This window comes from Streptomyces sp. NBC_01314 (assembly GCF_041435215.1).
Lineage (GTDB): Bacteria > Actinomycetota > Actinomycetes > Streptomycetales > Streptomycetaceae > Streptomyces.
Genome location: NZ_CP108394.1, coordinates 1 through 24,412, shown reverse-complemented (window position 1 = coordinate 24,412; position 24,412 = coordinate 1). Strand labels below are relative to the sequence as shown.

The following is a 24,412-nucleotide window of genomic DNA, read 5'->3' as shown; positions in this document are numbered from 1 at the left end:
CATCATGCCGTTGTCGCTGGTCGGCGGGTGCGGGGGCGTCTGTGTTCTTCGGCGAGGTGGTCGAGCTGGATGGCTTCGAGGGCTTTCTTGGTGATGTGTTCGGTGCCGTCGCAGATGGCGGTGATGGCGGCTTGGCGGATGAGGCGGGCGAGGCTGCCGATGCGGCCGGCGGTGCGTTGGTGGAGGTAGGAGGCGTGGCGGGGGAGTGTGCCGGGTGTGTGCTGGGTCAGGTCGAGGGCGTTCTCCATGTCGGTGATGAGGTCGGTGAAGGGACGGGTCTGGCCGTGGCGGGCGGGGAGGGGGCCGCAGGTGATGAGACTGGCGCGGCCGGCGAGCTGGGCGCCGCGCACTCCGGCGAACAGCGGGGTCGAGGCGACATCGATGCCGGTGTAGACGAAGGTCGCTCTGATGCGTTCGGTGAGGTCTTTCAGCAGGTCGGCGGCTTCGGCGCCGGTGGTCGTGCGCGGGTTGAGGCGGTGGATCTCGTCGATGAGGACCAGGCGGATGCCGACGGCGGTGTAGGTGTGGCAGACGGCCTCGGTGATCTGGGTCTGGGTCATGCGGGTGGTGACGGGGATGCCGAGGTAGCGGGCGAATTCGGTGGCGAGGGTCTTGGCGGTGGCGCCGGGCGGCACCAGCAGGTACGCGACCGGTATCTGCTGGTGGGTGCGTCCGGGCGGGGCGGGGTGTTTGCGGGTGTGCGCGAGGTGGCAGGTGCGTCCGACTTCGAGGAGGGCGGTCGTTTTCCCGGCCGCAGCGGGGCCGGTGACGATCAGTGAGGGCCGGGCGGTGGTCTGCTGGTGGCGGCCGAGCAGCATCAGGGTGCGGACCTGGGTGGCGAGGGTGTCGATGGCGGGGGTGCGGACGGTGACGAACGCGGAGTGGTAGGCGAGGCGTTCTTCCGTGCTGCGAGGGGCGTCGCCGGGCTGGGGCGGGGTGGGGGGCGGCGTGGTGGCGAAGTGCTGCCAGCCCTGCCAGGTGGTGATCGGCCACTCCGGTTCGGCTTCGTGGGCGTCCGGCCTCGGGGCGTCGGCGCGTGTGCGGGCAGGCTGGCCTGCCGGGCGGGGGGAGTGGCTGGTGGTGGTGTGTGGGCGGGTGGTCACCAGTTGAGGGCTTCCTGGGCGGGGTCGTAGAGGCCGAGTCCGGTGTACGGGACGGCGGGGTTGTTGTCGCCGTCGGTCTGCTCTGCGTCGTCGGGCAGGTCGTCGAGGTCGTCGAGGCTGTCGTCGTCCGAGCCGTCGGCCTGCGGGTCCGGGGTGTGGGGAGGGAGGGTGCCGGCCGTGGGCGGGGGTGTTTTCAGCGGTGCGGTGCGGGTGAGGAGGCGTTGCTCGGCGGGGGTGGCGGTGCGGGTGTGGGCGCGGCGCATGAGCTGGTCGAGGGCGTCGGCGAGGTCGGCTTCGTGGGTGTCGCGGTCGCTGTGGCGTGCGGTGATGGTTTTGATGTGTTGCCAGGTGGCGCTGTTGAACGGCTGGTGGATGTGGTCGCGGTGGATCCACGGGATCTCTGTCAGGTGTCCGTCGGGCAGGCGGATCCATACCTGGCGGGCGTCGTGGGGGTTGGTGTGGATCTCCCATTTGCCGCCGCGCGCTGTGACGGGGGAGGGCTGGCCGCGGTAGGGGGCGAGGACATCGTGGTCGTAGGTGCGGTGGTCGATACGGATGCCGCGTTCGGTGATGGCCTGCCAGCGCACCGGCAGCAGTTCGAGGTAGTCGTTGCCGCTCAGGGGGAGGGGCACATAGCCGGCCACGGCGATGAGCGCGGCCCACATCTGGTTCGGTGTCAGCGCCTTCTTCGGCAGGGTGGGGTGGCGCAGGCCTTCGTGGGGGCGGTGGTGGTAGTGGATCAGCCATTCGTCCAGCAGGTCCTGGAGCTGGGCGACGCTGAAGCAGGCCTCGGTTTCGGCGTCCGGTCCGCGGCGGGTGACGTTGGAGCCGGTGTAGCCGGGCAGGTGCTGGCACAGCAGGGCGTTGATGGTGCCGAAGGTGCGCTCGACGATGCCTTTGGCGGCGGGGGCGTGGGGCGGGGTGGGCTGGACGCTGATGCCGAGGGTCTCGCAGGCGGCGCTGAACGCCGTTGACAGGTAGACCTTGCCCCGGTCCACGACGATCGTCTCGGGCACCACGACCGGCCGGGCGGCTGCGCCCTGAAGGCGTTCGTCCAGACCCATCAGCCGCTGTAGCTGGGGGAGTTGGGTGTGGGCGAGGCGCAGGGCGTCGGGCCAGGAGGGGCGGGCCGGGTGGGGGACGGTCATCTCGGCGAGCAGCAGGGCGGCGTCGACGGCCTTGGTGCCGGCGGGTCGCAGGACGGCGGCGAGGATGGCGCGGGTGGCGACGTCGACGGCGATGGTGAGTTCGGGCCGGCCGGTGGTGCCGTCGTCGAAGACGGCCAGGACGTCCAGCCGGGTGGTGTCGACCTGCACCTGCTCGCCCGGCCGCAGCGCCACGGTCGGGGTGAACGCCCGTCCGCCGGTGGGGGAGGGGAGAGTGCGGGCGGGGCGGTGGGGGTGTTCGGCGGGATTGGCGAGCTGGTGGATGAGCCGGTAGAAGGTGGCCTGGGAGGGGGCGGGCACTGTGCCGCGGCCGTGCCGGTCGGTAAGGATCTGCGTGACCAGGGGCATCAGGCCCTTGACGGTGCCCTTGGAACGGCCGCGCTGGCGGCGCAGCGCTTCCTCGATGGCAGCGATGACGCGTTCGTCGGTGCGCCCGGTCGGGCTGGGGCGGCGGGTGGTGCGGTGGTCGACCAGCCCCCACAGTCCCTGCTTGCGGTAGGCCAGGCGCATGCGCTGCACCGTGGTCCGGGAGACAGGGCCGAAGCCGATCGCGGTCAGCTCCGCCGCCTTGGCCTCCTCGCGCTGCGCGAGCGTGAGCCGGTCGGGGTCGTACTCGGCCCGGGGCACCCCGTCGCTGTCCGTCCCGCCGGGCAGGCCGGACTCCACCTCGCGGATGTGCCGCTGCCAGGCCAGCGCCTTGCGCCGCGCGTCCTCGGGCGCGGTTTCGAACAGACCCCACTGCGTCACGGCCTGGGGCATCTCGGCGCCCACGATGGCGAAGGACGGGTCGGCGAACAGATGCCCGGCCACGACCGTCTCGTCTTTGCCTGTCTCACTGGCGAGGTGGACCTGCTGCCCCGCCACAGCGATGACCTGCCAGGTGCGGTCACGGAAGCGGATGTGCGCTCCGACCTGCAGCACCGGCCGGCCGCCACGTTGCACGCTCACCGTTCATCCCCGCTGCCCGGCCCACCGCGGCCGTTCGCACTGTCGGCGCCGGTGCTGACGAGGACCCGCTCGTTCAGCGGTACGTCCAGGGGCGTGCTGAGGTGTCCGTGCCACAGGGCGTGGAAGACGGCGGGCAGGACTTCGATCGGGTCGCCCACCGCTTCGGCGCCCTCGATCAGCGGCCGCGGCTGTGCGAACACCTCACGTACGGCGGCCGCGAGACGGGGACGGCCGGCGTTGCGGGGATGGCGGTAGCCGGCCAGCCATTTCAGATTCGCCGAAAGCGTCTTCTCCAGCGGCTCAAGGCGCCGGTAGCTCCAGCTGGCCTGCGCGCACGCCGCCTCAAGGACCGTCGCAGCCCGCTGCGCCCGCTCGCCGCCGGCCTCCGGGTGGCTGGGGCAGTCGGCCAGCAGGGCCGTGCCGTCGCGGTGACGGGCGAAGAGCTGCGGCACCCACGAACGGACCTGGCCCCGCGCGTCCCGCCACAGCAGACGGACCGGCCGCCCGGCCAGACCGACCACCTCGGGATCGCGGTCCAGCACCATCAACTGCGCCCGCATCGCGGCCGACCCGCACGCCACATGCCGGCCGGTCGAGGCCGACCACCACTGACCGGGCCCCCACCGCCGCCCCGGCACCACCGGGAACGCCGACACCGGCTCCAGCTCCTCGAAGGCCACCGCGAGAACCGCGTCGGCCCACCGTTGCTGGACCACCTGCCCGAGGGGGTCGACGAAGACTGCCTCCCACTCGGATCCGGTATCCGTCTGCATGTGCTGTGAGCGGCCGCCCGATGCGGCCGCTGCGTCCTTGCTGCCCACGCGCCCCAGTCAAGCCCGTCCTGCCTGTGCGGCGGGCGGCTTCACGGATTTTGATCACGAGTGCAGGGCGATGAGGTATTGCCCTGCGGATGACGGTCCGTACACGCCTCGTCTCCTGGCGCTTGCTCACCGTTCCTTCCCGGCCCCCCGTTTGCGGTGGGCCGGGAGTGCCTCGGCCAGGACATCGGCCGGTAGGCGGGCCCAGCGCGCCAGATCATCCAGTGCCATCCCGGCCGCGAGGGCTGCTGCTGCCGTCTCCTGTACGGCCTGCTCGATCAGCGTGGCGGCATGGCCGAGGTTGCCCAGCAACTGCTGCGCGGCGTCGGCGGTCTTGCCGTACTGGGCGCCGCGCAGCTGGGTCAGCTGCTCTTCTGCGTCGTTGACCAGGCTGGTGATCAGCGCCCGCTGCTCGGCCGGCACCGTAGAGCGCCACGTGGTGCCTGAACCGGGCGCGCTGCGTTCCTTCGACAGGACGCGCAACTGTCCGGCCATGGTGGCGGGCGAGTGCTCCTGCCGCAGCCACCACGGATCGTTGCCGTAGCCGGGCGGGCCCCCCGCGCCGCGGCGGATGCGGATGACGGCGCCCATCCACGAGGTCAGCGGGCCGCCGTAGTCGGTGGCAGCCAGCGGCCCCAGCCACCCCCGCCCGACCCGCTCGCCCAGCCGGTGGCAGAACGCCCCGTCGGCGGGCAGCGGCCGCGGCTGCCCGGCCCCGCTGTCGGTCCACGCCAGCTCGGCCATGGCCGGGTCCAGCAGCGCGTCGGCGACGGCCACCACCTCGGGGAAGACGGCCGCGTCCCGTCCCACGATCCGCCACCGCTCCAGCTCTGTCCCGGCGTTGCCGCCCGCGACCTGGTGCAGCCGCCGCGGCCAGATGACTTCGCGCTCCCAGTGCAGAGCCTGCTCCCACCACCGGGCCACCACCGCATAAGCCAGAGCGAACACCCTCGCCGGCTCGACTCCGGCCCGTGCCGCCCGCCGCGCCACACCCGTCCACCGCCGCTGCGCCGCGGCCACCTCCGGCACACCTCGCACGTCCAGATACTCAAGAGGCTGGTCGGCGTCCGCGTCCAGGAGCCACCGCCTGTGCCGGACACACACCCGCTCCCAGCGAGGCGCGTACCGCACCACCCGCACGGCCGTCCCCGTGCGCCGGGCCGCGCACAGGCGGCAGCCGAACGCCACCGGCCCGGCGACCGCACCCCCGGTCCGCCACGCCGCCGCCGGCACCCCGTCCTTTCCGGCCGACAGCTTGCCGTCCTCCTGTCCCCAGGACGGCAACGCCCGCGCCAGCACGTCTTCTCCGACGCCGCACAGGCCTGCCAGGAGCTGCCGTCCGGGCGCGTTCAGCAGCACCTCGGCGTCGGCCCGCGCACCCCCGCCATCTTGCCCCGGCGGATAGTTGCGCCACTGCCAGCACGACCGCAACACCTTCGCTTCCATCCCGTAGCGGCCTGCGATGCGGCAGATCAGCGACGAGGTCGTCTCCCCCTGCAGGGGAGCTGTCCGCAGGAGGCCGGGATGTTGGGTCACTCCACCACGGTCTCGTGTTCGCCGACCCGGGCGGGCGTTTTCGCAGGAGCCGGCCGGTCCTGGGCCCGTTGTCTGCTTGCTTCCCCAGGCCGCGGGTGTCCCTTTCCTGGAGCCGGCAGGTGTCGGTGGGGCGGGGGATTGGCCCGTTCGAGCGCATCGTGATGATCCGATCGCACTAAGCTACGCCTGTGGTGGTTGGCGAAGATGCTCAGGTGAAGGGCTTCTCGGGGGCCCGCAGAGCCAAGCAGTGGCTCGAGGGCACGATGCGCATCTTCGGCGCGTACGCGAACACGGACTCGGAGTCCTGCGGTCGCCGGCTGACTCTGTCCTGGCCGTACGGAGGCCGGACGTTCTCCTTCGATCTGGGGGGCGCCATGCGCGGTGACCCCTACCAGAACGACATGTTCTGCGCGGAGGTCAAGAACTACGCGCAACCCAGCGACCAGGGAACCCAGTTCGACGAGTTCCTCGCCAAGTGCTACGTGGCTGCCCAGGCCCAGCACCACCTCAGCGACCACTTCATGTGGATCACCTGGGCCCCCTTCCGCGCGAACTCCTGGTCCACCCTCAACTCACCCGGCCAGGTGGAGACCGCGGTCCTTCAGCACAGCAGTCGCGTTTTCGGCACCAGCGACCCCGAGGAAGCCCGAAAACTCCTGGACGTTGACCTCGCCCAGTCGGTCGCAGCACGCCTGTGGCTGATCGTGCTCTCGGACAAGCAGGAAACTCTCCTGCCGCTCAAGGACTGGGCAGCCATCGTCGCCGCCGAACTCACCCGCAGAGAGGGCTCGTGGTGAACATCGTCGAACAGTCGATCTCCCAGGCCATGGACGAGCCCGACGACCGGATGATGTTCACCCGGCTCAAAGACATCGTCGCCCGGCACCTGCGCCGCATGGACCCCGGCGCCACCGTCACCAAGACCGAGTTCTTCAACCACACCCATGTCCCCGACATGGTCCTCGAATGGCCCGGCAGACCCCGCACACCGCGCCGGTTCATCTACCTGCGCACCACATCCGACCAGCGCGAACTGGAGGACGACCTGCAGCGCCTTCCCCGTGCGGACCGGCCGGTGCTTCTGGCTCTCGGTCAACTGCCCACCGCACGGCAGCAGGGAGATCTTCCCCCGCTGCCCGGCAGCAGCACCGCGCTGCTCCTCGACGCTTCCGCGCTCGGCGCACTCCAGCCGGCCGACGACTCTCCCGGTATTCCCCGTCTCGTGTCCCGCTCCGTTCTTGAAGGCGGCCGCGGCACCCTCGACAAAGCGGCGACCGAGGAGTTCCTGGACACGGTCGTTCAGGGAGCTGAGGCCGCCCGTGCGGGAGAACGCGTTCCCACCCGCGACGCCGTCGACGCTCTCACCGCGCGGATGACCACCGACGTCGCCGACCGGATGTCAGCCTTCCTCGCTGCGCTCTGGCAGGGCGGCGGATCCACGCTCGCCAGCTTCCCCGCGCCGCAGCGAGGCGTCGGCCATCTCGACGAGACGGCCCTGATGTACCTGCTGGAATCCGAGGACATCACCGACGCCGCGTTCTGGAACCGGGTCGTCCGCATGATCAGTCTCCCTATCCTGCTGCGCACCCCGGCCGCCGGCACCGGCAACCTTCAGCACCTGATGCGTGAGGCGATCCAGCTCTGGACCAGCCGTGTCTGCATGATCGTGCCCGGCGCGGCAGACGCGGACATCAGCCCGTGGCGCTGGGCGGTGAAGGCCGGCCAGCTGATCCTGCAGACCCCGCGTTTCCATGTGCTCGTTGCCCAGTCCCGGCGCCAGCTCCCGCCCGGGCAGGAGCACGACCTGCCCCGCCTCGACGAGGTGAGGAACAGGGCAGACCGCTTCAGCATCCCGTTGACCTCTCTTCGCATGGTCGTCACGGACCGCCACGTCGGATACGGCGGCCCCGGCGACGACATCTCCCACGACGCCCAACTCGACGGCATCAGCGACGCACTGGGACAGGCCGAGGGAGTCATCGAAGCCGATGCCCGCATCCCCTCCGGCGAGACTCTCCAGTGCCTATTCGGCACCGGAATCGCCAGCGCCCGCGGCGCACGTACCCAGGTGTCGCTGGATGCCCTCCTCGGCACAACGACGCGCCTGCTCTCCGATCTCTCGAGCGACGAAGCGGAGAAGATCACGCAGCTCCTCGGCGCCCAAGGCCCGCCTCCCGACCAGCCATGGAGTCAGCCCAGCTTTGACGATGTATAGGACCTACGCGAGGTCTCCGACAGGGCTGCGGGCTCTGACAGAACCCGGTGACGGCAGGCAACGCACCGGACCCGCGCTCGCTTCGGCTGCGTCCCGTCCGTCGGCACCACTGACGACGGACGCCCGCCCGGCATCGCTGTCCGCCTGTCGGCCGAGTTGCCCGGCGCCTGTTCGACGCGCAGCAGGGTGATGCGTGCTTCAAGTACCGCGGGCACCGTGCCGAACAGCTTGGGGTCGAGTTCACCGACATCGACTACATCGACGTGTCGTTCTGATCTCGCAGGGCACCTGAGCGGTGGTCGGCCTGCGGCTGAGCCGACGCACCGTAGTTGTCACATAGGCACGCTTGTTGTCACCGGCGTAGTGGAGTACGTGCGGTGCGACTGTTCGGCATCACCGAGCAGACCGGCATGTGCTACCTCGGCGCGGCCCACCCGAAAAGCACCGCCAGGCTGCCCAGGTAGCCCGTCTGGTTCAGCTCTGAAGCGTGGCGAGCCAGTCGGTCAGCAGGTTGTTGACCTCGTCGGGGCGTTCCTGCTGGATCCAGTGGCCGCAGCCTTCCAGGAGGTGGGAGGCCGACAGGCGGGGGAGGGTGGTGGGGTAGGCGTCGATGGCGTCGGACATCCAGGTGGTGGAGGCGTCCAGGGCGCCGCCGATGAACAGGGACGGCTGCTTGATCGGGGCTCCGCGGTGCGGGGCGAGGTGTTCCCAGTCGCGGTCCATGTTGCGGTAGCGGTTGAGGGCGCCGGTCAGACCGGTGCGCTCGAACTCCCCGGCGTAGACGTCGAGGTCCTCCTCGCTCAACCATGCCGGGAGCGGGCCGACGGGGAAACGGTCGCGCAGCTGACAGCCCAGGGTGACGAAGTGGGGGTCGGGCTCGCCCTGGGCGGGCATGGTGTCGGCGGACAGGGCCGCGTAGAAGCCTGCGAGCCAGCCCCGGACGTCGGGCTCGATCTCCGTCTCGGCGCGGCCGGGCTCCTGGAAGTAGGAGACGTAGAACTCCTGCTCGGGGCCGCCGATCTGGCCGAAGATGTCGGTGGGGCGGGGGCCGCCGGGCGGCGCGTAGGGGACGCTCAGCAAGCCGACCGCGCGGAAGACTCCGGGGTGGAGCAGGGCGGAGGTGGCGGAGATGTTGGAGCCCCAGTCGTGGCCGACGATCACCGCGCTCTCCTCGCCGAGGGCGCGCACGACGGCGACGTTGTCCTCCACCAGGTCGAGCATTCGGTAGGCGTCGATCGCGGCGGGCTTGGAGGAGCGGCCGTAGCCGCGCACGTCGATCGCCACTGCCCGGTACCCGGCCGCGGCGAGGGCAGGGAGTTGGCGGCGCCAGGAGTACCAGGACTCGGGGAAGCCGTGCACGAGCAGGATCAACGGGCCGGTGCCCTGCTCGACCAGGTGCAGGCGCCCGGCCGGGGCCTCGACGGTGCGGTGGCGGAGCTCGGCGGTCGGCTCGGGCTGCATGCGCTCCTCCTCGGTTCGCGGGCGGACGCGGCTACCCATCGATCATGCGACGTGGCACCCGCCCGACGCGATCAGCCTTGCCCATTTGGCAAACTTGCAGGACAGAGGGGTGGAGCGGCACGGCAAGAAGGAGCGGGAAGGTGGCAGTCGACGACTTGGACGGCACGCTGGCCGCGATGGGGCCCCGGTTGCGGGCCGCGCGCGAGCACCACGGCGCGACGCTCGCCGGTGTCAGCTACGCGACCGGCATCTCGACCAGCACGCTGTCCCGGATCGAGACCGGCCGGCGCAAACCCACCCTGGAGGTACTGCTGCAACTGTCGAAGGAGTACGGCGTCTCCCTGGACGAACTGGCCGGCACCGCGCCCGCCCCCGCGGCCGAGCTGCGGGGGCGGGCGCCGCTGAACTTCGGGGATGACAAGGCGGTGCTGCCGTTGACCCGGTACGTCGGCGGCCTGCACGCCCACAAGCACGTCCTGCCCGCTGTCGAGGGTCCGCCCGCACGGCCGCGGCAGGTCTCCCACGAGGGCTACGAGTGGTTGTGCGTCCTGTACGGGCGGCTGTGGCTCGCACTCGGCAACCAAGACCTCGTCCTGACTGCCGGGGACGTCGTCGAGTTCGACACCCGCACCCCCCACGGAGTCGCAAACGCCAGATCCACCGGACCGGTCGAGTATCTGATCATGTTCGGGCCTCAAGGAGAACGTCTACGGCTGCGCACCCCTCCAGGGGTCGCGGGACTGGTGACAGAAAGGCTGCTGAGTGAGCAGTTGTGACAAGCCGCGTGCCTCCTCGGTGACAACCACGCTGCTTCGGTCGGCCTCATTCGCCACGTCATCCGGCTCTACCGGTGACAACTACTGAGCTTCGGCTCAGCGGCATATGGTCTGGCTGCGTCGCGCGGGGGCCTGGTGATTTCCGGGCGGTATCAGTTTGCCGGGGCTCTGCTCTCGCTCTGCCGATTGTCAGTGCTCCGTGGGATTCTTTGAGTACGCCAGTGACGGACCGAGTGGAGAGTGTTGAGGTGTGTGCCATGGCCGTGCGTGTTCGGCATGCAGATCCACCCGCGCCGTCCGGGTGCCGGTGGTGTGGTGAGGAAAAGAGCAGACACGGCCGACGGTGGGTGGCTTCTGCGGGAGTGCACTCGTGGGAGGCGCCCACCCGTGAGCAGCGTCTGAGCAGGATGAAAGCCCGCCGTTCAGCGCGGCTGGCTCATTCGTCCTCGGACCAGTGACGCAGCCCGGCCTCGCTGGCCACCTTGATCGCGTCATTGAACGACTTCACCAGGGCTGGCGGAACATCTGAGGGCTGCCGCAGTCGCTGTGCCAGCTCGACGACCATGCTCTCCTTTTTACGCGGAGCCTGCTCGGAGTGCTGGTACAGCAGGGTGTGAAGCGACTTGCTGAACTTGCCGGTCCGGCGCAGGTCTGCGACGTCCTTGGACATCCACTGCTGCTCGTCCGTGCGAGGCCATTCGGCGTTCATGGTGTCGGCCCACTGATCGTCGCTGAAGACGTCCTCCAGCTCGTTCGGGTCTCCGAGGAAGAGGCAGTCCTTCTCAGTGAAACCGTACTTCTCCAGACGATTGAGGCTGAACTCCTTTTCCTTGTCGCGGATCGAGTCGCCGTCGACCAGGAACATGACGGTGCGCTTGTGCTTTTTGAGGAATTTGGCGAAGTTGAGGGCGCCGTCGTTGCCGCCGCAGTCCCACAGCGCGATGCCCGCGGACTGGATCGGGTAGCCGAACGCCAACTTGAACAGTGCCGGCAGTGCCGCGTACTCGGTGGGGCCCTCCACGCCGACGAAACACCGTTCGTGCAGGAGGACACTGTTGCGGAAGCCCAGGGAAACCGCCATGTTCGACAGGAAGCGCCGGGTGTCCTCGTCGCTGTCCTCTGCGCCGAGCGATTGTACGTAGGCTCGTCCGACCCTGCTGTTGAGATGCACGATGTCCTGGATGTCGACACCGTCGATCAGGTTCAGGGAATGGGTGGCAACGATCACGGTGGACTGCGCGGCGGACGCCGACACCTTGATCATGTCCATGATGCGACGCTGGTGCTCATAGTCGAGGTGCGTGTCGGGCTCGTCATAGGCGATGATCACACCGCCTGTGACGCCGCCCTCCGCTGCTTCCGAGAGGAGCTGCTGGCTGGCCTCCCACAGGGCCAGCGAAATCCGGCGGGACCGGCCGGCCCCGGCCGCAGCCAGTGACACGGCTCGTTGGCCGGGTGCCGCAGCGGTCATCGAGACGCCACTGACGGTCGGCCGGAACTGTACGGTCGGCTCCAGGGAGAAAGAGTCGAGGGAGCATCGTTCCTCGACCAATTTCTGCAGACGGGCGGCATCGTCCTTGAGCAGGCCGGAGAAATCGGTCTCCAGATCGGTGATCTTCTGCCGGGTCTCCTCACGCAGGGTGTACTCGCGTAACTTCGCCGTCAGGATGCTGCGGACCACGGTGTCGGGAGTCTCCGCGGCATCGCCCCGGAAATACAGGAGCTGCGGCAGGGAGCTGACGACGTGCTCGGGCGCCTGCGCCCAACCGGCAACCGTCGGGGCTGAGGCCACATGCTCCTCGAGAACCTCGGTCCAGCTCGCTTTGACGTTCGGCTGGCCCTCACGCAACTTGACGCCTACATCGGAGGCAAGGCTGCGGAGCTCAGGCACCTTCAGAGAGGAGATGTTCCGTAGCGCGGGGTTCTGCGGCACCTGCGCCAGCCACTCAAGTGAGACGCCTTCGCCTTCCACGTGCCGACGGCGCACCTGGATGGAAGAGGCGAGACCCAGGGCCTTCTTCTCGGCGTCGGACAGGTCGAACCGGCCTTCCACCGTCACCGCGATCGGCTCCGCGGCGTCATCGTCCGATGGCAGGGCAGCGCGCGCGGGTTCACTCTCGGCAAACTGAGAGATGTCACTGTCTGCAAGAGGGCGCTCGCCGAGCAGGAAAGCGATGGCGTCCAGAGCTGCTGTCTTCCCGCAGTCGTTGTGCCCCGTCAGAATGGTCTGCTTGTGGATTGGGATGCCCTGGACGTCGCCCAGCGAGCGGAAATTGGTGACGCTGAGTTCGACGAGTCGCACAATGCTCCCTTGCTGTACGGCATGGACACGCGGGTGGCCAGCAGCCGTCAACGCGCCGTTGAAACACACCACTTTGGGACGAGGTGGGAAAACTCTAGCGTCTGATGAGACATGAGAGAGCTGGGATCCCAACGTTGCAGAGGGCGCGGCAGCGTACGAGAGCGGCCGAAGATCCTATACCGGACGACGGGAGCGTCTGTGGCGGCGATGGGAGGGCTGGTCTGATGTCTTTGGTAGCGATGCGGCCCGGGAACCGAGGCGAAACTTCGCCGCCCAGAAGCCCCTGGGGGAGTTGAGCAGTCCATCCTCAGGCGGCCTTTCAGGAACACGATGATGGCGTGGCACGCCGCGCCGAAAAATGTGTGTCTGCGCGCGCCGCCACGTCACCACCGAGCCGGTGCCCCTGCGGATCATCCGCAGTGATGCAGTTCACAATGCGAATTGATGGATGGTCATGCATGGTCGCTGACCGGCTTGTTGGACACCATGATCTCATCCAGCGATGCCGGTGTGGGTGAGGAGGTGTTGTTGGTCGGGGTGGAGGGTGCTCCATTGAGCGCGTTGGGTGTTGGCCCAGTGTTGGAGTGTGTCGGGGGCGGGTTCGTTTCCGCTGGTCGTGGCGCGGTATTGCTGCCAGGTGCGGTGCCAGGTGTAGGGCCAGGGTGGGTTCCACCACGGGTCCAGGGCGGTGAGCGCCTCAATGGTGGCGGTGGAGAGGACGCCGGCGCGGGCTTTGCGGCGTTGCTGGCCCAGCCATCTGCCGAGGGGGAAGCCGTCTTGTCGGGTGTGCTTGTCCGGGGTGAGGTGGCCGTGTCGGGCGGCGTAGGCGCGTGCGTGGTCGATTCCGGGGCTGGCGGGGTAGGAGCGTGTGGCCGGGGCGGGTCGTTCGCCTACGACAGCATCGGGTGTGATGCCGAGGACGGTCAGGAGGTCCTGCTGGCCGGGGTGGAGATGCTCCCAGGACTCCTGCTGGACACGGATCCAGCGGCAAAGGCCTCGTGAGAGGTTCGTGGCCGGTACGCCGTCGGCACCCGTGGCTTCCGTGCGGAGGCGGTGGTAGGCCTGCTGCCATTGCAGGGGCCAGGGCGGATTCCACCACGGATCGATCAGGGTCAGGGCTTCGGCCCGGGTGGGGGAGAGGCGGCCCTGACCGGCGCGTCGTCGTTGCCAGGCCAGCCACTTCCCCAGCGGGAACCCGTCGAGGACGGTGCTGACGGGTGCGGCGATATGGCCGTATCCGGCGGCGTAGGCGCGGGCTTGTGCGAGCACAGTGTCCAGCAGACCGGGCCCAACGCGGGGAGCCGGTGGTTGGGCGGCTCGGGCTGTCTCGGCGGTGATACCGATCTTGGTCAGCAGGCGGTGCTGTTCGGGGTGGAGTGTGCCGTAGCCGGTGCACTGACGCCTCAGCCAGTCGGCCAGCTCCTTCTCAAGGTCCGCAATGCCGCTACCACCGCCGCCGGCTGCGGACTCTGACCGCTCGCGTACGCGAGTCCAATTGCGTTGCCACTCCAAGGACCAGGTCGGGTTCCACCAGGGGTCGAGCGCTGCGAGGAGCGTGCTGACCGGCCATGTCCCGCCTGTACTGCGATGGTGCTCCCGCGCCTGGTGGCGCTGTTCGCTCAGCCACCGGCCCAGCGGAAACCCCTCAGGACAAGCTTTCAGGGGCGTGGCGAGGTGGCCGTGTGCGGCGGCGTACGTGCGCGCGTGGGCCAGCCCGGGGCCCGTACCGCAGAGCTGGGCGATGATCTCGTGGGGGCAAGCGGCGGCGGTCTCGGCGGTGATGCCGATCTCCGCCAGCAGGCGCTGCTGCAGCGGATGCAACTGCTTGTAGCCGGTGCACTGTACGGACAGCCATGTGGCCCAGCCGTCACTGCCGTCCGGCCAGCTCCCTTCTGCGGCCCCTTGGCGCCGGTCTCGGGCATGAGCGCGGATCAGGTGCCAGGTTCGCTGCCACGCCAAGGGCCACGGCGGGTTCCACCACACGTCGATCGCGTCGAGTACCTGGAGGTGCGCGCCGGGTTCGTCCTGGCGGCGGGTGAGGCAACGCTGGGCAGTGAGCCACTTCCCGAGCAAAAACCCTTGGTACGAGATGTTCTTGGTGGCCAGGGCCAGGCATCCGTGTTCGGCGGCGAAGGCGCGCGCACAGTCAACAGCCTTATCGATGCCTGCTGTCCGGCTCGTTCGGCGCGGGCGTGCGCTACCGGCGGCCTGGGCCGTGAGGCCTATGTCGGCCAGCAGACGGCGTTGTTCGGGGTGGAGTGAGCTGTAGTCGGTGCACTGCAGGTACAGCCATTCCCCGGTCAGCATGTGGGTGTCGGGGAAGCCGTCGGCGGCGTTGAGGGGGCCGTGGCGTCTGACGTGGTCGCGGGCGCGGTAGTAGGAGCGCTGCCACTTCACCGACCAGGGGATGTTCCACCACGGATCCACCTCCTTGAGGGCGGCGGCCTTTTCTTCAGGCAGGACCAAGGCGTGGGCCTGCTGGTTGTGCACCCATTTCCCCAGGGCGAAGGAACCGACTCGGGTGTCGCGTTGGGTGGCGAGGTGGCCGTGCTGGGCGGCGTAGGTGCGCGCGTGGGCCAGGCCGGCGGCGAAGGCGCCCTCGGCGTGCACGCTGTGACCCCGCAGCCGTTTCTGAGCCGGCAGCCCCTCTGTGCCCGCGGTCTGCCGACGCTGGTAGCCCGCGAGAACGTCGGCGAGAGGCCGGGGCCGGAGCGCCAAGGGGACCTGCCACAGCCGCTGTTCGTCGTCTCCACTGCCGCCCTCGGTACGGATGCACTGGTACGTCCAGGCAAACAGCGCTCCGTGGGTACAGCCGGCCAGACGCTCGGTGAGCCACGAACGCCGCAAGCGATGGCCCAGCTCGCCGGGCACGCAGGGCACATCAGCCAACCGGTAAGGGAGGTGACCACCACCGTCAGCAGCGACACGGAGCCGCCAGGCCCGGCTTGCCAGAAGCGTGGCGAGGGCGACGGTCTCTGGGTAGGTGACCAGATCCCGCGCCAGGATCCGCCACCGCTGCGGATCCTCGCCCGCGGGCATGGCCGCATCCAGCCGCATCGGCCACAGACGTTCCTCGGGCCACTCCTGCGCCCACCACCAGGCTGTGACCGCTTCCGCAACCTCGAACGCCGAACCAGCGACGGGGGAGCGGCGCAGCAGCCTGCGGTGATCCGCCTGCGCCTGGACCACCTCCGGGCATCCGGCCAACCCCACGACACGGCCCCCGCTGCCAGGCACGTTCATCAGCCAGCACCGGTGGCGTGGGCAGACTCGCTGGTGCGCCGCCAGGTACACCCGGGCTGGTGCAACGCGACCGGTCCGCGCAGCCACACAGCCCGGGCACGCCGGACCCCAGGCAGCAACCGTCTCCACCCCGTTGTAGAGCCGCACCGCCGGCCGCTCCTTCGAGGGGCCCAGCGGCTCCTCCCGCGTCCAGGCCGGCAACGCATGGCGTAAGCCCACCTGCGGCACACGACACAGCGCCGCGACCCGGTCCCGGGCCGCAGCGTTCAAGAACACCTCGCTGTCGCCCTGCAGAGCCCGGACGACGCCCTGCTGGCCAGCCACTTCGGTAACCGACGACAGCAGACTCCGCACCGTCAGGCCGTACCTGTCCGCGATCCGCCCCAGGAACGACAGCGTCATCTCACCCTGCAGGGGAGCCACCCGAAAGGCACCCGCAGCCAGCAACAGCGTCCCCACCCGCCCGTCTCTTGTGACAACTATCGTGCTTCGACTCAACAAGTGTGACTGAGCGCTCTAGTTGGCGGGTAAGCGTTGGCGGCACGAGCGAGGCCCGGGCGGTGTCCTTCGGGTTCCTCAGCCGTGACGCGGTCGTTGGAACCTGTCCACCAGGCGGTGTCCTGGCGATCCAGAGCGCTGGCGCCAGGTTTAGCCGAAAATGACGACGAACACGATCGCCTTACTGGCCGCGAAGGGCACTGAGCAAGCTAGTCAGCTCTGGCGGCTGCAGGGTCTTCCAAGCAACCGGGCTAACCCCTGGAGTCATCATGTGGCCATAAATGCGATCGCAGGTAACTATGGACTGTTCAGCGACGAATAGCAGACCCTCCCAGTCGGTGACATCAAAGCTCTCACCATCAATGAGGTCCAGTGGAAAATAAGCTACTGGCCATCGGCCGAATCGTGCATTTTCGAGCGATTGCCGCATCATGCTGAGGTGGGACGTCACTCCAGTCATGGCATGGGGGCCGCCTTCGAGAAAATCAAACCCGGGAGGCCCGGAATATCGAGAAAATGCCGCCTGCCGCTCCTGATCCGCTAGATCCCAGACCGCCTCGTAAGCCTTCATGAGGCGCGCAATCCGCTCGTCGAGAACCTTTGCTTTCGTCGCTGAGACCTCATCTTGAAAGTTCAGCCTGAAGTCTTCCAGGCTAGTCAAGGTGATATTTGTATTCTGGGTAGCGCGGATTGCTCCGGCTTGGAATCCGCTCTCGGAAAAAACAAGCCCGCGATCGGCTCCGATGTCATCGACTATTCCCTGGAGCGTGAGGATTCTCTCCTTCGGAATCCGTCGCTGCCATGCCTTGCACTCGACCAGCCAGAGAATATCCACCCCGGCAATACTCAGGCGGGCCACGACGTCGATGTCATGCCGACCTCGTGCACCTTCAATGGTTTCATCGACGCGCGTATCGAATCCGAGCTCGGACAAGAAGGAGGAGACTTCCTGTTGGTATTCCTGCCATTCTGGTGTCCGGCCCAATTGAACACTCCAGTAGGTGTAAGTGGCACTAGATTCTGGCTGCTTCGCCAGCGGCGCGCCCAGTTGCACCCGACCGCGCTGGAGGTCGGCCTCGCCGACCTCCACAGTTCTGACGACCCCCGACCGGAGCCAGTTGACAAGGATTCAGGCGAGGGTCAGGGGCTGGCTCGGACATGGGGGTGAGCCTAGTCGGCGCCAGCCTCACTGGTTCCAACTCTCGTGACCAGGTTCCCACTAGCGCGTCACGTCTCAGCACCGTCGACCGCCAGCGCACAACCCGCCAAGCAAACCGCTCACCCGCCAACTAGTAGACTGTCGCGGCTAATTTTTGGGATATAGATGGCGCAGTTTGATGCGTGCGTCGTGGGTGGTGAACTGCCAGTTCACCTGACGTTGGCCGGTGTTGGTGGCGTTCTGCCAGGCCGAGAGTTCGGTGTTGAGGATGTCGAGGTCGCTGATCCTGCGGTCGAGGCATTGCCGGGTCAGCGCGGAGAGTTCGATCTCGGCGATGTTGAGCCATGACCCGTGCTTGGGCGTGTGGTGGATCTCGAGGCGTTGGGCCAGGGCGAATGCCTCTTGTGGTTCGAATGCCTCGTACAGCGAGGCGATGCCGTGGGTGTTGAGGTTGTCCATCACGAGCACCACGGTCTCGGCGTCGGGGTAGTCCACGCTCAGCAGCTGCTTGACCTGGCCGGCCCAGTCGATCCGGGTCCGCCGGGACAGCGCCTGAACAGCACGCCACCCGCGCAGGGGTTCGACCCACACGAAGATCGAGCACGTGCCGCAGCGGATGTACTCGCTGTCCTGGCAGGCGTCGTGACCAGGGCGGGCCGGCAGCGGGTCGCGGGTATCGGCGAGGAGCTGGTAGGGCTTCTCGTCCATGCACACCACCGGACATGCCGGGTCGTAGGGCCGGGCATAGACAGCCAGCACGTCTTCCATCCGGGCCGCGAACTCCGCGTTCGTCCGTGGTGGGATGGTCCAGCACTTTCTCAGGTGAGGACGCAGTTCCGTTTTTTTAAGACCCGCCCGATGGTGGAGTGGTCCAGATCGGGGATGTCCTCGGTCAGCGCGACGTGCTTCTCCAGCAGACGCAGCGACCACCGGGTATAGCCCTGGGGTGGCTGCGAGCACGCCATCGCGATCAGCCGGGCTTCGACCTCGCCGGTCACCGGCGAGGGCACCGGCGGGAGGTCACGCCTCTTCCGCGCGATCGTGGCGTGCACATCGCCACCGGTCTCGGCGAAACGCTTGGCAACCAGCCGTAACGTCTCACCGGAGACGCCGAGCCGGGCCGCGATCGCCTCCTTGGAATCCACGTCACCCACCGAGACATCCAGTGCAAGCAGCACCCGCGCACGCATGATCATCGAGGCCCCGCGAACACCCGTCGTGGTCACCCGGACCAACTCCTCACGATCCTGCGCGCTCAGCCTGACCGGCCGCTTCTTCTGTGAACCCACGACGACAGTCCTGTCTGGCAAAAGGGAGGGAACCCACCTGACACCAGCCTCCCAACCAGACATGCCATAACTAAGCAGCGACACGCTACTAGGGTGCTCAGTCACAACAAGCAGGTGCCGGGCCGCGGCCGGCGCCAGGTCAGTAGTCGAGGTCGAGGTAGTCGATGTCGTTGAGGGTGACGTCGGAGAGTCCTGCGGCGCGCCCTCCGCCGTCCTGGAAATAGACGTCCTTAAATCCTTCGGCGATGATCCCCCGCATCTGCTGGTCGCTGGCCCCTGTGTCACGGGCGTCGAACAGGCGCTGCGCGTAGGCCGGGGGGAGGTGCACGGTCAGGCGGCGGAAGCGTCCGTCGTCGGTCGTGCCGACGGGTGCGGTGTACCCGAAGCGGGCCCTCGTCTCCACCGTGATGCCGCCGGAGGCCGCGGCATGTTTCTGCCGGCGCTTGCGCACCTGTGGCTGCCACCGCTGCCGTACCGCGTCGTCGAGTTTCGCGGCGACGTCGGCGCGGGCGTGCTTGCGGGCGCCGCGCCGGTAGCGGTTGACGGAGTCGGCGGTGACCCCGAGCTCCTGCGCGACGGCCTTCGCACTGCCCAACTGCTTGAGCAGGAACCCGATCTGACCTTTCAGCGTCTTCGGCGGCTCGCGGGTGAAGGACTCCCGGTCGGCCCGCTCGATCGCGTCGTCGATCTCCCCCACGGCCTTACTCTCCTTCGTCGAGGACGGCGTCGCCGCCCTTGATGTGGCGGGCCGGGTTGAGGCCCTTCTCCATGAGGTCGACCGCCCACAGCATCGTCTGGACGCCCTCCAGCTTCGCCAGGCCCGGCGTCGGTCCGAGGCGGAACCCGCCGGGCTGTGGCTTCCCGGACGTCGCGTACGGCAGGAAGTCCAGCGGGCTGTCCCCCGGGGAGGGGTAGACGACGCAGTCGGACAGCACGGCGAGCGGGTACAGGCCCGTCATCCGAGCCATGTTGTTGAGCTTGCGGTGCATGTTGACGCGGGCCTTGCTGATGACGGCGGCGCGGATGTCGGGGCGCCAGGTCGGGCGCTGCATGGCCGGCCACGGGTCGCCGTCCTTGTAGGACTTGCCCTGGGGGCGCTCGCGGAGCTTGCCGACGCCGCCCTTCACGGTGGCCTTGATGGCACCGAGGACGGCGGTCAGGGCCGGGTCGATCTGCTTGTGCTGCTCCATCGCGGCGAGGAAGGCCCGGTCGTCCAGGTCCTTCGTGACGCCGAGGTCGGCGAGGGTGTCGACGTAGGCGGTCTTGAGGCGGTCGTGCCACGGGTCCAGGTAGGCGCCGGTCTCGCGGCGCAGGTACGCCTCGATCGGGTGCACGTCGTAGCCGAGCTCCTGGGCGTAGGCAAGGGTGTGCGTCTGGTACCAGGCCGGGCCGGTCGGTCGGCTGCCGTCCGGAGTGAACGGCGAGGGCAGGCGCGGGTCCAGCTCGATGTGGGACAGGTCCGCCAGCCAGCTCCCGGGGATCTTCGGGTTGAACTTCGGGGCATGGAAGTGGTCCGGCGCGGAGAGACCGACGACCAGGCGGGCCGCGGCGGCGAGGAACGCCGTGTTGAGGTCCAGGCCGACCGCGTACGGCAGCGTGCACTCCTCATCGCTGAGCGTCTCCACCGACCGCACCCACTGGTACGCCTCTTCGTTGAGGAAGCCGCCGGTCCAGCCGCTGTTCACGACGACGGGGTGTTCCGGGGTGGCCTCCGGTGGCGCGGGGTCCATCGGCTCGGTGCCCAGGGAGCCCGCGTTGTGGCCGGACACCCAGTTCCCGGTCTGAGGGTCCTGCACGGCCTTCGTCGGCGGGCGCAGCGCGGTCATCAGCTCCAGGCCCGAGACGGCCGTGGAGCCGCGCGGGGTGATGACCCGCTGGGCGTAGATTCCGAGGACGCGGGCGATGTCGGCCGGCTCCATCTCACAGACGCCGGGCCACGACCGGGGATCGAGGGCGTCCCACGACAGGATGGCGAGCTGCACGCACTGCCGCTCACGTCCCTGCGCCTTGCGGTAGACCCTTGCCCACGGGCCGAACCCGCGCTGCGTCAACTGCCATTTCGCCTTCGCGACCTGCTTGACCACCGGGTGGTCGTCGGGCAGGCGCAGGGAGCGGCGCTGCTCGTGGCCCTCCAGGCGCTCCGACAGCCCCAGCTTTACGGCGGCCGCGGCGGTGAGCACGATCAGCGGATCGCTGTCCTTGCCGTACCGGTTGAGCTTCGCGGCACCGAGGCCGGACTCGCGCAGCGTCCACTCCACCAGCTCCACCACCGTGGTCGCCGGGCAGTCGAGCACGATCCCGTCGACGCCGTACGCGGAACCGTCACCGTCCAGCACCGCGAGCGGACCATGCGGGAACCGCGAGTCGGCTACGGGCGCGGAACGCTTCTTCGCCGGACGGCGCGACGTCGCCGACTCAGCCTGGACGACGGGCACCTCCACTACGGCGGGCGCCTCGGGCACGGCCGGGCCGGTGAACGTCTCCGCAACCGGTTCCGGGTTGAGCGCGGGAGCCGCGGCGGGCGTGACAGCGGGAGCTCCGTGGGCCGGGTACTTCGCGGCCCACCCGTTCAGCAGCCGCTGGTAGGCATCCAGGCGCGGCGACTTTGGCTCCGAGCGGCCGTTCTCCCAGTTCTTCACCGACTGGGTCGTCGTCTTCAACGTGGTGGCGAGGCGGGCCTGGGTGATGCCGGCGGCCTCACGGAGCCGGGCACGCTCCGCCGGAGGCGGGAGATGCGGCTCCTCGTTCAACAGCGCGTCGACGGACGCGAACAGCTCTTCCTCAGATGCCATTCCCTGCACCTTCACATCAGGACCCGATACTGCTTAACCAAAAACTTATCCCACTCCTTAACCTTCCCGTGCCCACTCCAACCCCAGCGCGGCGAGCGCGGCGAGTTTGTCGAAGGTGAGCTTCGCGCGACGGCTTTTGCTGTTGCTGAGGAACACTCCGAGTCGGACTTCTGTCCCGTCCTCCAACTGCTCTGTGTGGCCTCTGGGGACGGTCACGGAGCCCTCCCGCGCCTTGTACTGCGCCAGGGCTGCAATACCCCGTTCGAAGGCTCCAGAGGCGCCCTGGGGGGCCTTGGCGGGCGTTTCCTGCTCTGGTGGGAGCGGTACGACACCAAGTTGCTCCAGGCGCTCGCGCTGCCCGTCCATCAGCGAAGCCCACACCGCCGGTTGGCGCTGTTTCGCGGCCCATCGTCCGATGTCCATGCCGTGGACCGTGACGCCGGGCAGGACATCGGCCTGGCCCTGTTCGTCGCGTACGAGTTCGCGCACGGCCGCGTAGTGGCGTTGCCATTCGGCCGGCCACTCGGGGTTCCAGTCTTCGTCGACGGCTTCGAGTGCTGTCTTCCAGTCGGGGTGGTCGTCCAGCGCACCAGGACGCCGCAAATTCGCGAGCCACATCCCCAATGGTCTATCCAGCATGGCCGCCGTGCGGGGGGCGCAGAGTGTCCAGTGTTGGTCGTAGTACGCCTTCGCGGCTTCCAGGTTCTCCTGGAACCTCTCATCGGCCATCGACCACACCATGCCGAGCCGCTCCAGGCGCTGCGCGCGCTGCCCGTTCATCTCCCCGGCCCCGTACGCCCGTCGCTGCTCCGCCACCCACTGTCCAAGAGGTGTCGCGCCCTCGCGGTGTCCGTAGGGCACCCTCGCGTTCCCGACCCGCTCGACGTACGTCTTCAGCTTCGCCCAGCCGCGGGCCCAGTCCTGACGTTCGGTGTCGATGACGTTGAAGGAAACCCAGTCCGCGACCATCACCGGGTCGCGCGGAGCGGCGAAACGGAGCAGCAGGCGGGATTCGTCCTCGCCTTCCTCGGGCGGCGTACCGATGTGCTGGGACGGTTGCGCGACGTCCTTCTGCGGCTCCTGGGGGATCGCCAGCAATTCGATTGCCTCTTCGTCGTGAGCGCGTAGACCTTCCAATACCTTCACCAACGGGCGATACGACCCGGAGGTGAACATATCCTCAGGTGTCTCTTCCGGCTGGAGGAATACCGGCACGATCAGAGAGGCGAGCTTGCCCTGTCCCGGCTTCTGACGCAAAGCGCGCCCGATAGCCTGGACAATGTCATGCGGCGCGCCCTTGGGATCCAGGAGAGCCACGGAATCCACGGCGCGAATATCAACGCCCTCACCCAATACGCGGCAATTCGAGAGAATGGCACGCAGTGCCGTGGTGCCGAATTTTCCCAGGACTCCGCGCCGGCGCTCGGGTACGTGCTCGCCGCAGAGCCAGTCGGCCCAGATCTGAGCCGGGTACCGCTCAGGCTGGTCGGCGTGCAGCTTGGCCGCAACCCGCTCCAGGCCCTCCGCGTACGCCTGTGCCTCGATGGTGCGGTGGTGGAAGGTGATGCACGTCGACAGGTCGTGCTGCGCCATGGTGTGCAACAGCGCCGCCTGCAAGGCCCCGAGCCGCTGACCCCGCACCTCCTCACTGCGCCGCTCCTCACCCATCAGCCGCTCCGGGGTGACGACCGGGTCCTGGAGCTCCAGGACGATGATCTGGTACCGGGCCAGCAGCCCGCGCGACACCGCCGACGCGAGCGAGAGTTTGTAGAGGACGGGCCCGAAGACGGTCTCGTCGTCCATGGAGGCCGCCATCTCCCGCGGCAGCCGGTCGCGCACCCCCTCAGCGACCTCGCGGTTCAGCCGCTCTTCCCAGATCCGCGGCGTCGCCGTCAGGTACAGCCGGCGCGCCGACGGAATGACTCGCTGGTCGTGCACCGTGGCCCAGGCCTTACCCATCGAGCCACTTGTCCTGTGGGCCTCATCAACCACCGTCAGGTCCATGGGAGACAACCGCTGCCCGTAGGCGCCCTCGAACGCCTCGGAAAGGACACCGAGGCTGGCATACGTCGCGAAGACGGTGACCGGCCCCTGCCCATGCCACAGGGCGAGCTGTACCGGATTCGTTGTGCTCCGGACCTTGAGATTCCACAATTCCGGATCGTCCTGAAGAGAACACACCGCGACCGCCGGGCCCGTGTGCCCGGCGGCATTCCACGTCTGAACCGTCTGGGACAGCAAATCCAGCGTCGGCACCAGAACGAGAATGCGGCCCTTGGGCGCGAGCCGCTTTGCCGCCGCAGCCGCGATGATGGTCTTTCCCGTTCCGCACGCCGCGTGTACCTGTCCGCGCAGGCCATTCCCAGGAATCCCGCCCGGCGGGATATCGAGACCGCGCACAATGGCGGCAACGGCCTCGATCTGGTGGTCACGTAGTTTCACGGCCATTCCCGTGTTCTCCTTTTCGCGGAATGAAGCGCGTATCAGATTGGAGATTCCCGGAGCGGCGAATGGCCCAGGGGCGATGCTGTCTGTTCCCAGACTCTACACAGTGCACGAGTATGATGCATCACTCTTGCGTCAACTTCCGCACTCTAGGGTGACACGTGGCCGATTCCCGCCTTCCAGTGATCGATCGGGGTGTATGCTCGCGAGGTTCGGTGGGGTTGCGTACGGACAGTTGAGAACGGGGGAGGGGTTCGGGTGGAGCGCAGTGGAGCCCGTCACTACGGTGGGGCTGGCACTTCGTCAGGCCGACGATCCGTCACATGCGTTGCAGAGGTGGTAGCTGGGAATCCCAGACCCTACACAGTCCCACACGCGATGCACCTCCCCTTGCTGCCAGCCCAGGCGACCGCGCTTGCGCGGGTGCCCCAATTCGCGCTTGCGCGAATTGCATTCCGTTCCAGAATTCCGTTTACGGAATTCCATTCCCGCGCTTGCGCGGGAATTCGAATTGCGCTTGCGCAATTCGTGCACTATGCAGCGCGCCAGCGCTGCATATCCGCCGGTAAGCACACCGTTCGTCCCCTCCGGATGCAGGTGTTGCTGTAAGAGCACAGCGAGTCTTGGTGTTTTTAGGCATAAGTGAAACGCTTTCGCGTTT

17 protein-coding genes and 1 pseudogene are annotated in these 24,412 nt (G+C 68.3%); 3 read left to right on the top strand and 15 right to left on the bottom strand.

The window, feature by feature from the left end:
- Positions 1 to 2 precede the first annotated feature (2 nt).
- The 4 genes from OG622_RS00090 to OG622_RS00075 all read right to left on the bottom strand — a co-directional run bounded on the left by OG622_RS00090 (position 3) and on the right by OG622_RS00075 (position 5,571).
- Positions 3 to 986 carry a TniB family NTP-binding protein gene (locus OG622_RS00090; RefSeq protein WP_371583963.1) on the bottom strand — a complete coding sequence of 328 codons (984 nt, stop codon included), beginning with the start codon at positions 984 to 986 and terminating at the stop codon, positions 3 to 5.
- A 113-nt stretch (positions 987 to 1,099) separates the two neighbouring features.
- Entirely contained in the window at positions 1,100 to 3,217 is a 2,118-nt protein-coding gene (locus tag OG622_RS00085; RefSeq protein ID WP_371572153.1) for a Mu transposase C-terminal domain-containing protein, read from the bottom strand.
- Positions 3,214 to 3,990: a TnsA-like heteromeric transposase endonuclease subunit gene (locus tag OG622_RS00080; RefSeq protein ID WP_371583962.1), complete on the bottom strand. Its 777-nt coding sequence runs from the start codon at positions 3,988 to 3,990 to the stop codon at positions 3,214 to 3,216. Before OG622_RS00080 ends, OG622_RS00085 begins: the two co-directional genes overlap by 4 nt.
- A 174-nt stretch (positions 3,991 to 4,164) precedes the next feature.
- Complete coding sequence (locus OG622_RS00075; protein ID WP_371572152.1) at positions 4,165 to 5,571, bottom strand: DNA-binding protein; 1,407 nt, start codon at positions 5,569 to 5,571, stop codon at positions 4,165 to 4,167.
- Positions 5,572 to 5,759: 188 nt separating this feature from the next.
- Here OG622_RS00075 and OG622_RS00070 point away from each other — a divergent pair, with 188 nt between their 5' ends.
- Both OG622_RS00070 and OG622_RS00065 read left to right on the top strand, forming a co-directional pair.
- Positions 5,760 to 6,368 (top strand): hypothetical protein, encoded by a 609-nt coding sequence (locus OG622_RS00070; RefSeq protein WP_371572151.1) that lies wholly within the window; start codon positions 5,760 to 5,762, stop codon positions 6,366 to 6,368.
- Positions 6,362 to 7,786 carry a hypothetical protein gene (locus OG622_RS00065; RefSeq protein WP_371572150.1) on the top strand — a complete coding sequence of 475 codons (1,425 nt, stop codon included), beginning with the start codon at positions 6,362 to 6,364 and terminating at the stop codon, positions 7,784 to 7,786. Before OG622_RS00070 ends, OG622_RS00065 begins: the two co-directional genes overlap by 7 nt.
- Positions 7,787 to 8,260: 474 nt before the next feature.
- Here OG622_RS00065 and OG622_RS00060 read toward each other — a convergent pair whose 3' ends face one another.
- A complete protein-coding gene (locus tag OG622_RS00060; RefSeq protein ID WP_371572149.1) occupies positions 8,261 to 9,247 on the bottom strand; it encodes an alpha/beta fold hydrolase in 987 nt (328 codons plus the stop codon).
- Between the two features lie 140 nt (positions 9,248 to 9,387).
- On the opposite strand from OG622_RS00060, the gene OG622_RS00055 reads away from it, so the two are divergent.
- The gene (locus OG622_RS00055) at positions 9,388 to 10,023 is read left to right on the top strand and encodes a helix-turn-helix domain-containing protein (protein WP_371572148.1); all 636 of its coding nucleotides are present in this window, start codon (positions 9,388 to 9,390) and stop codon (positions 10,021 to 10,023) included.
- Positions 10,024 to 10,459: 436 nt separating this feature from the next.
- Here OG622_RS00055 and OG622_RS00050 read toward each other — a convergent pair whose 3' ends face one another.
- The 10 genes and pseudogenes from OG622_RS00050 to OG622_RS00005 all read right to left on the bottom strand — a co-directional run.
- On the bottom strand, positions 10,460 to 12,325 hold the full coding sequence (locus OG622_RS00050) for an ATP-dependent endonuclease (protein ID WP_371572147.1): 1,866 nt from the start codon (positions 12,323 to 12,325) through the stop codon (positions 10,460 to 10,462).
- Between the two features lie 492 nt (positions 12,326 to 12,817).
- The gene (locus tag OG622_RS00045; protein WP_371583961.1) at positions 12,818 to 15,568 is read right to left on the bottom strand and encodes a helicase associated domain-containing protein; all 2,751 of its coding nucleotides are present in this window, start codon (positions 15,566 to 15,568) and stop codon (positions 12,818 to 12,820) included.
- A gap of 12 nt (positions 15,569 to 15,580) precedes the next feature.
- Positions 15,581 to 15,991 (bottom strand): annotated as a pseudogene (locus OG622_RS00040) (TniQ family protein); the annotation flags it as partial.
- A gap of 256 nt (positions 15,992 to 16,247) precedes the next feature.
- A complete protein-coding gene (locus tag OG622_RS00035; protein WP_371572146.1) occupies positions 16,248 to 17,156 on the bottom strand; it encodes a restriction endonuclease in 909 nt (302 codons plus the stop codon).
- Positions 17,157 to 17,372: 216 nt separating this feature from the next.
- The gene (locus OG622_RS00030) at positions 17,373 to 18,155 is read right to left on the bottom strand and encodes an IS630 family transposase (RefSeq protein WP_371572145.1); all 783 of its coding nucleotides are present in this window, start codon (positions 18,153 to 18,155) and stop codon (positions 17,373 to 17,375) included.
- Entirely contained in the window at positions 18,044 to 18,514 is a 471-nt protein-coding gene (locus OG622_RS00025) for a helix-turn-helix domain-containing protein (RefSeq protein ID WP_371572144.1), read from the bottom strand. Before OG622_RS00025 ends, OG622_RS00030 begins: the two co-directional genes overlap by 112 nt.
- Before the next feature lie 139 nt (positions 18,515 to 18,653).
- Positions 18,654 to 19,211: an XRE family transcriptional regulator gene (locus tag OG622_RS00020; RefSeq protein WP_371572143.1), complete on the bottom strand. Its 558-nt coding sequence runs from the start codon at positions 19,209 to 19,211 to the stop codon at positions 18,654 to 18,656.
- 4 nt (positions 19,212 to 19,215) lie between these two features.
- Entirely contained in the window at positions 19,216 to 21,306 is a 2,091-nt protein-coding gene (locus OG622_RS00015; protein ID WP_371572142.1) for a helix-turn-helix domain-containing protein, read from the bottom strand.
- Between the two features lie 57 nt (positions 21,307 to 21,363).
- Positions 21,364 to 23,754: a Helicase associated domain protein gene (locus OG622_RS00010; protein ID WP_371572141.1), complete on the bottom strand. Its 2,391-nt coding sequence runs from the start codon at positions 23,752 to 23,754 to the stop codon at positions 21,364 to 21,366.
- Positions 23,755 to 24,054: 300 nt separating this feature from the next.
- Positions 24,055 to 24,412, bottom strand: a 358-nt coding sequence (locus OG622_RS00005) for a hypothetical protein (RefSeq protein WP_371572140.1), incomplete at its 5' end; no start/stop codon positions are given.

Bases quoted from the DNA above. Each gene is read 5' to 3' on its own strand.
- OG622_RS00080 (WP_371583962.1), bottom strand. From the start codon at position 3,990: ATGCAGACGGATACCGGATCCGAGTGGGAGGCAGTCTTCGTCGACCCC.
- OG622_RS00060 (WP_371572149.1), bottom strand. From the start codon at position 9,247: ATGCAGCCCGAGCCGACCGCCGAGCTCCGCCACCGCACCGTCGAGGCC.
- OG622_RS00045 (WP_371583961.1), bottom strand. From the start codon at position 15,568: ATGAACGTGCCTGGCAGCGGGGGCCGTGTCGTGGGGTTGGCCGGATGC.
- OG622_RS00015 (WP_371572142.1), bottom strand. From the start codon at position 21,306: ATGGCATCTGAGGAAGAGCTGTTCGCGTCCGTCGACGCGCTGTTGAAC.
- OG622_RS00010 (WP_371572141.1), bottom strand. From the start codon at position 23,754: ATGGCCGTGAAACTACGTGACCACCAGATCGAGGCCGTTGCCGCCATT.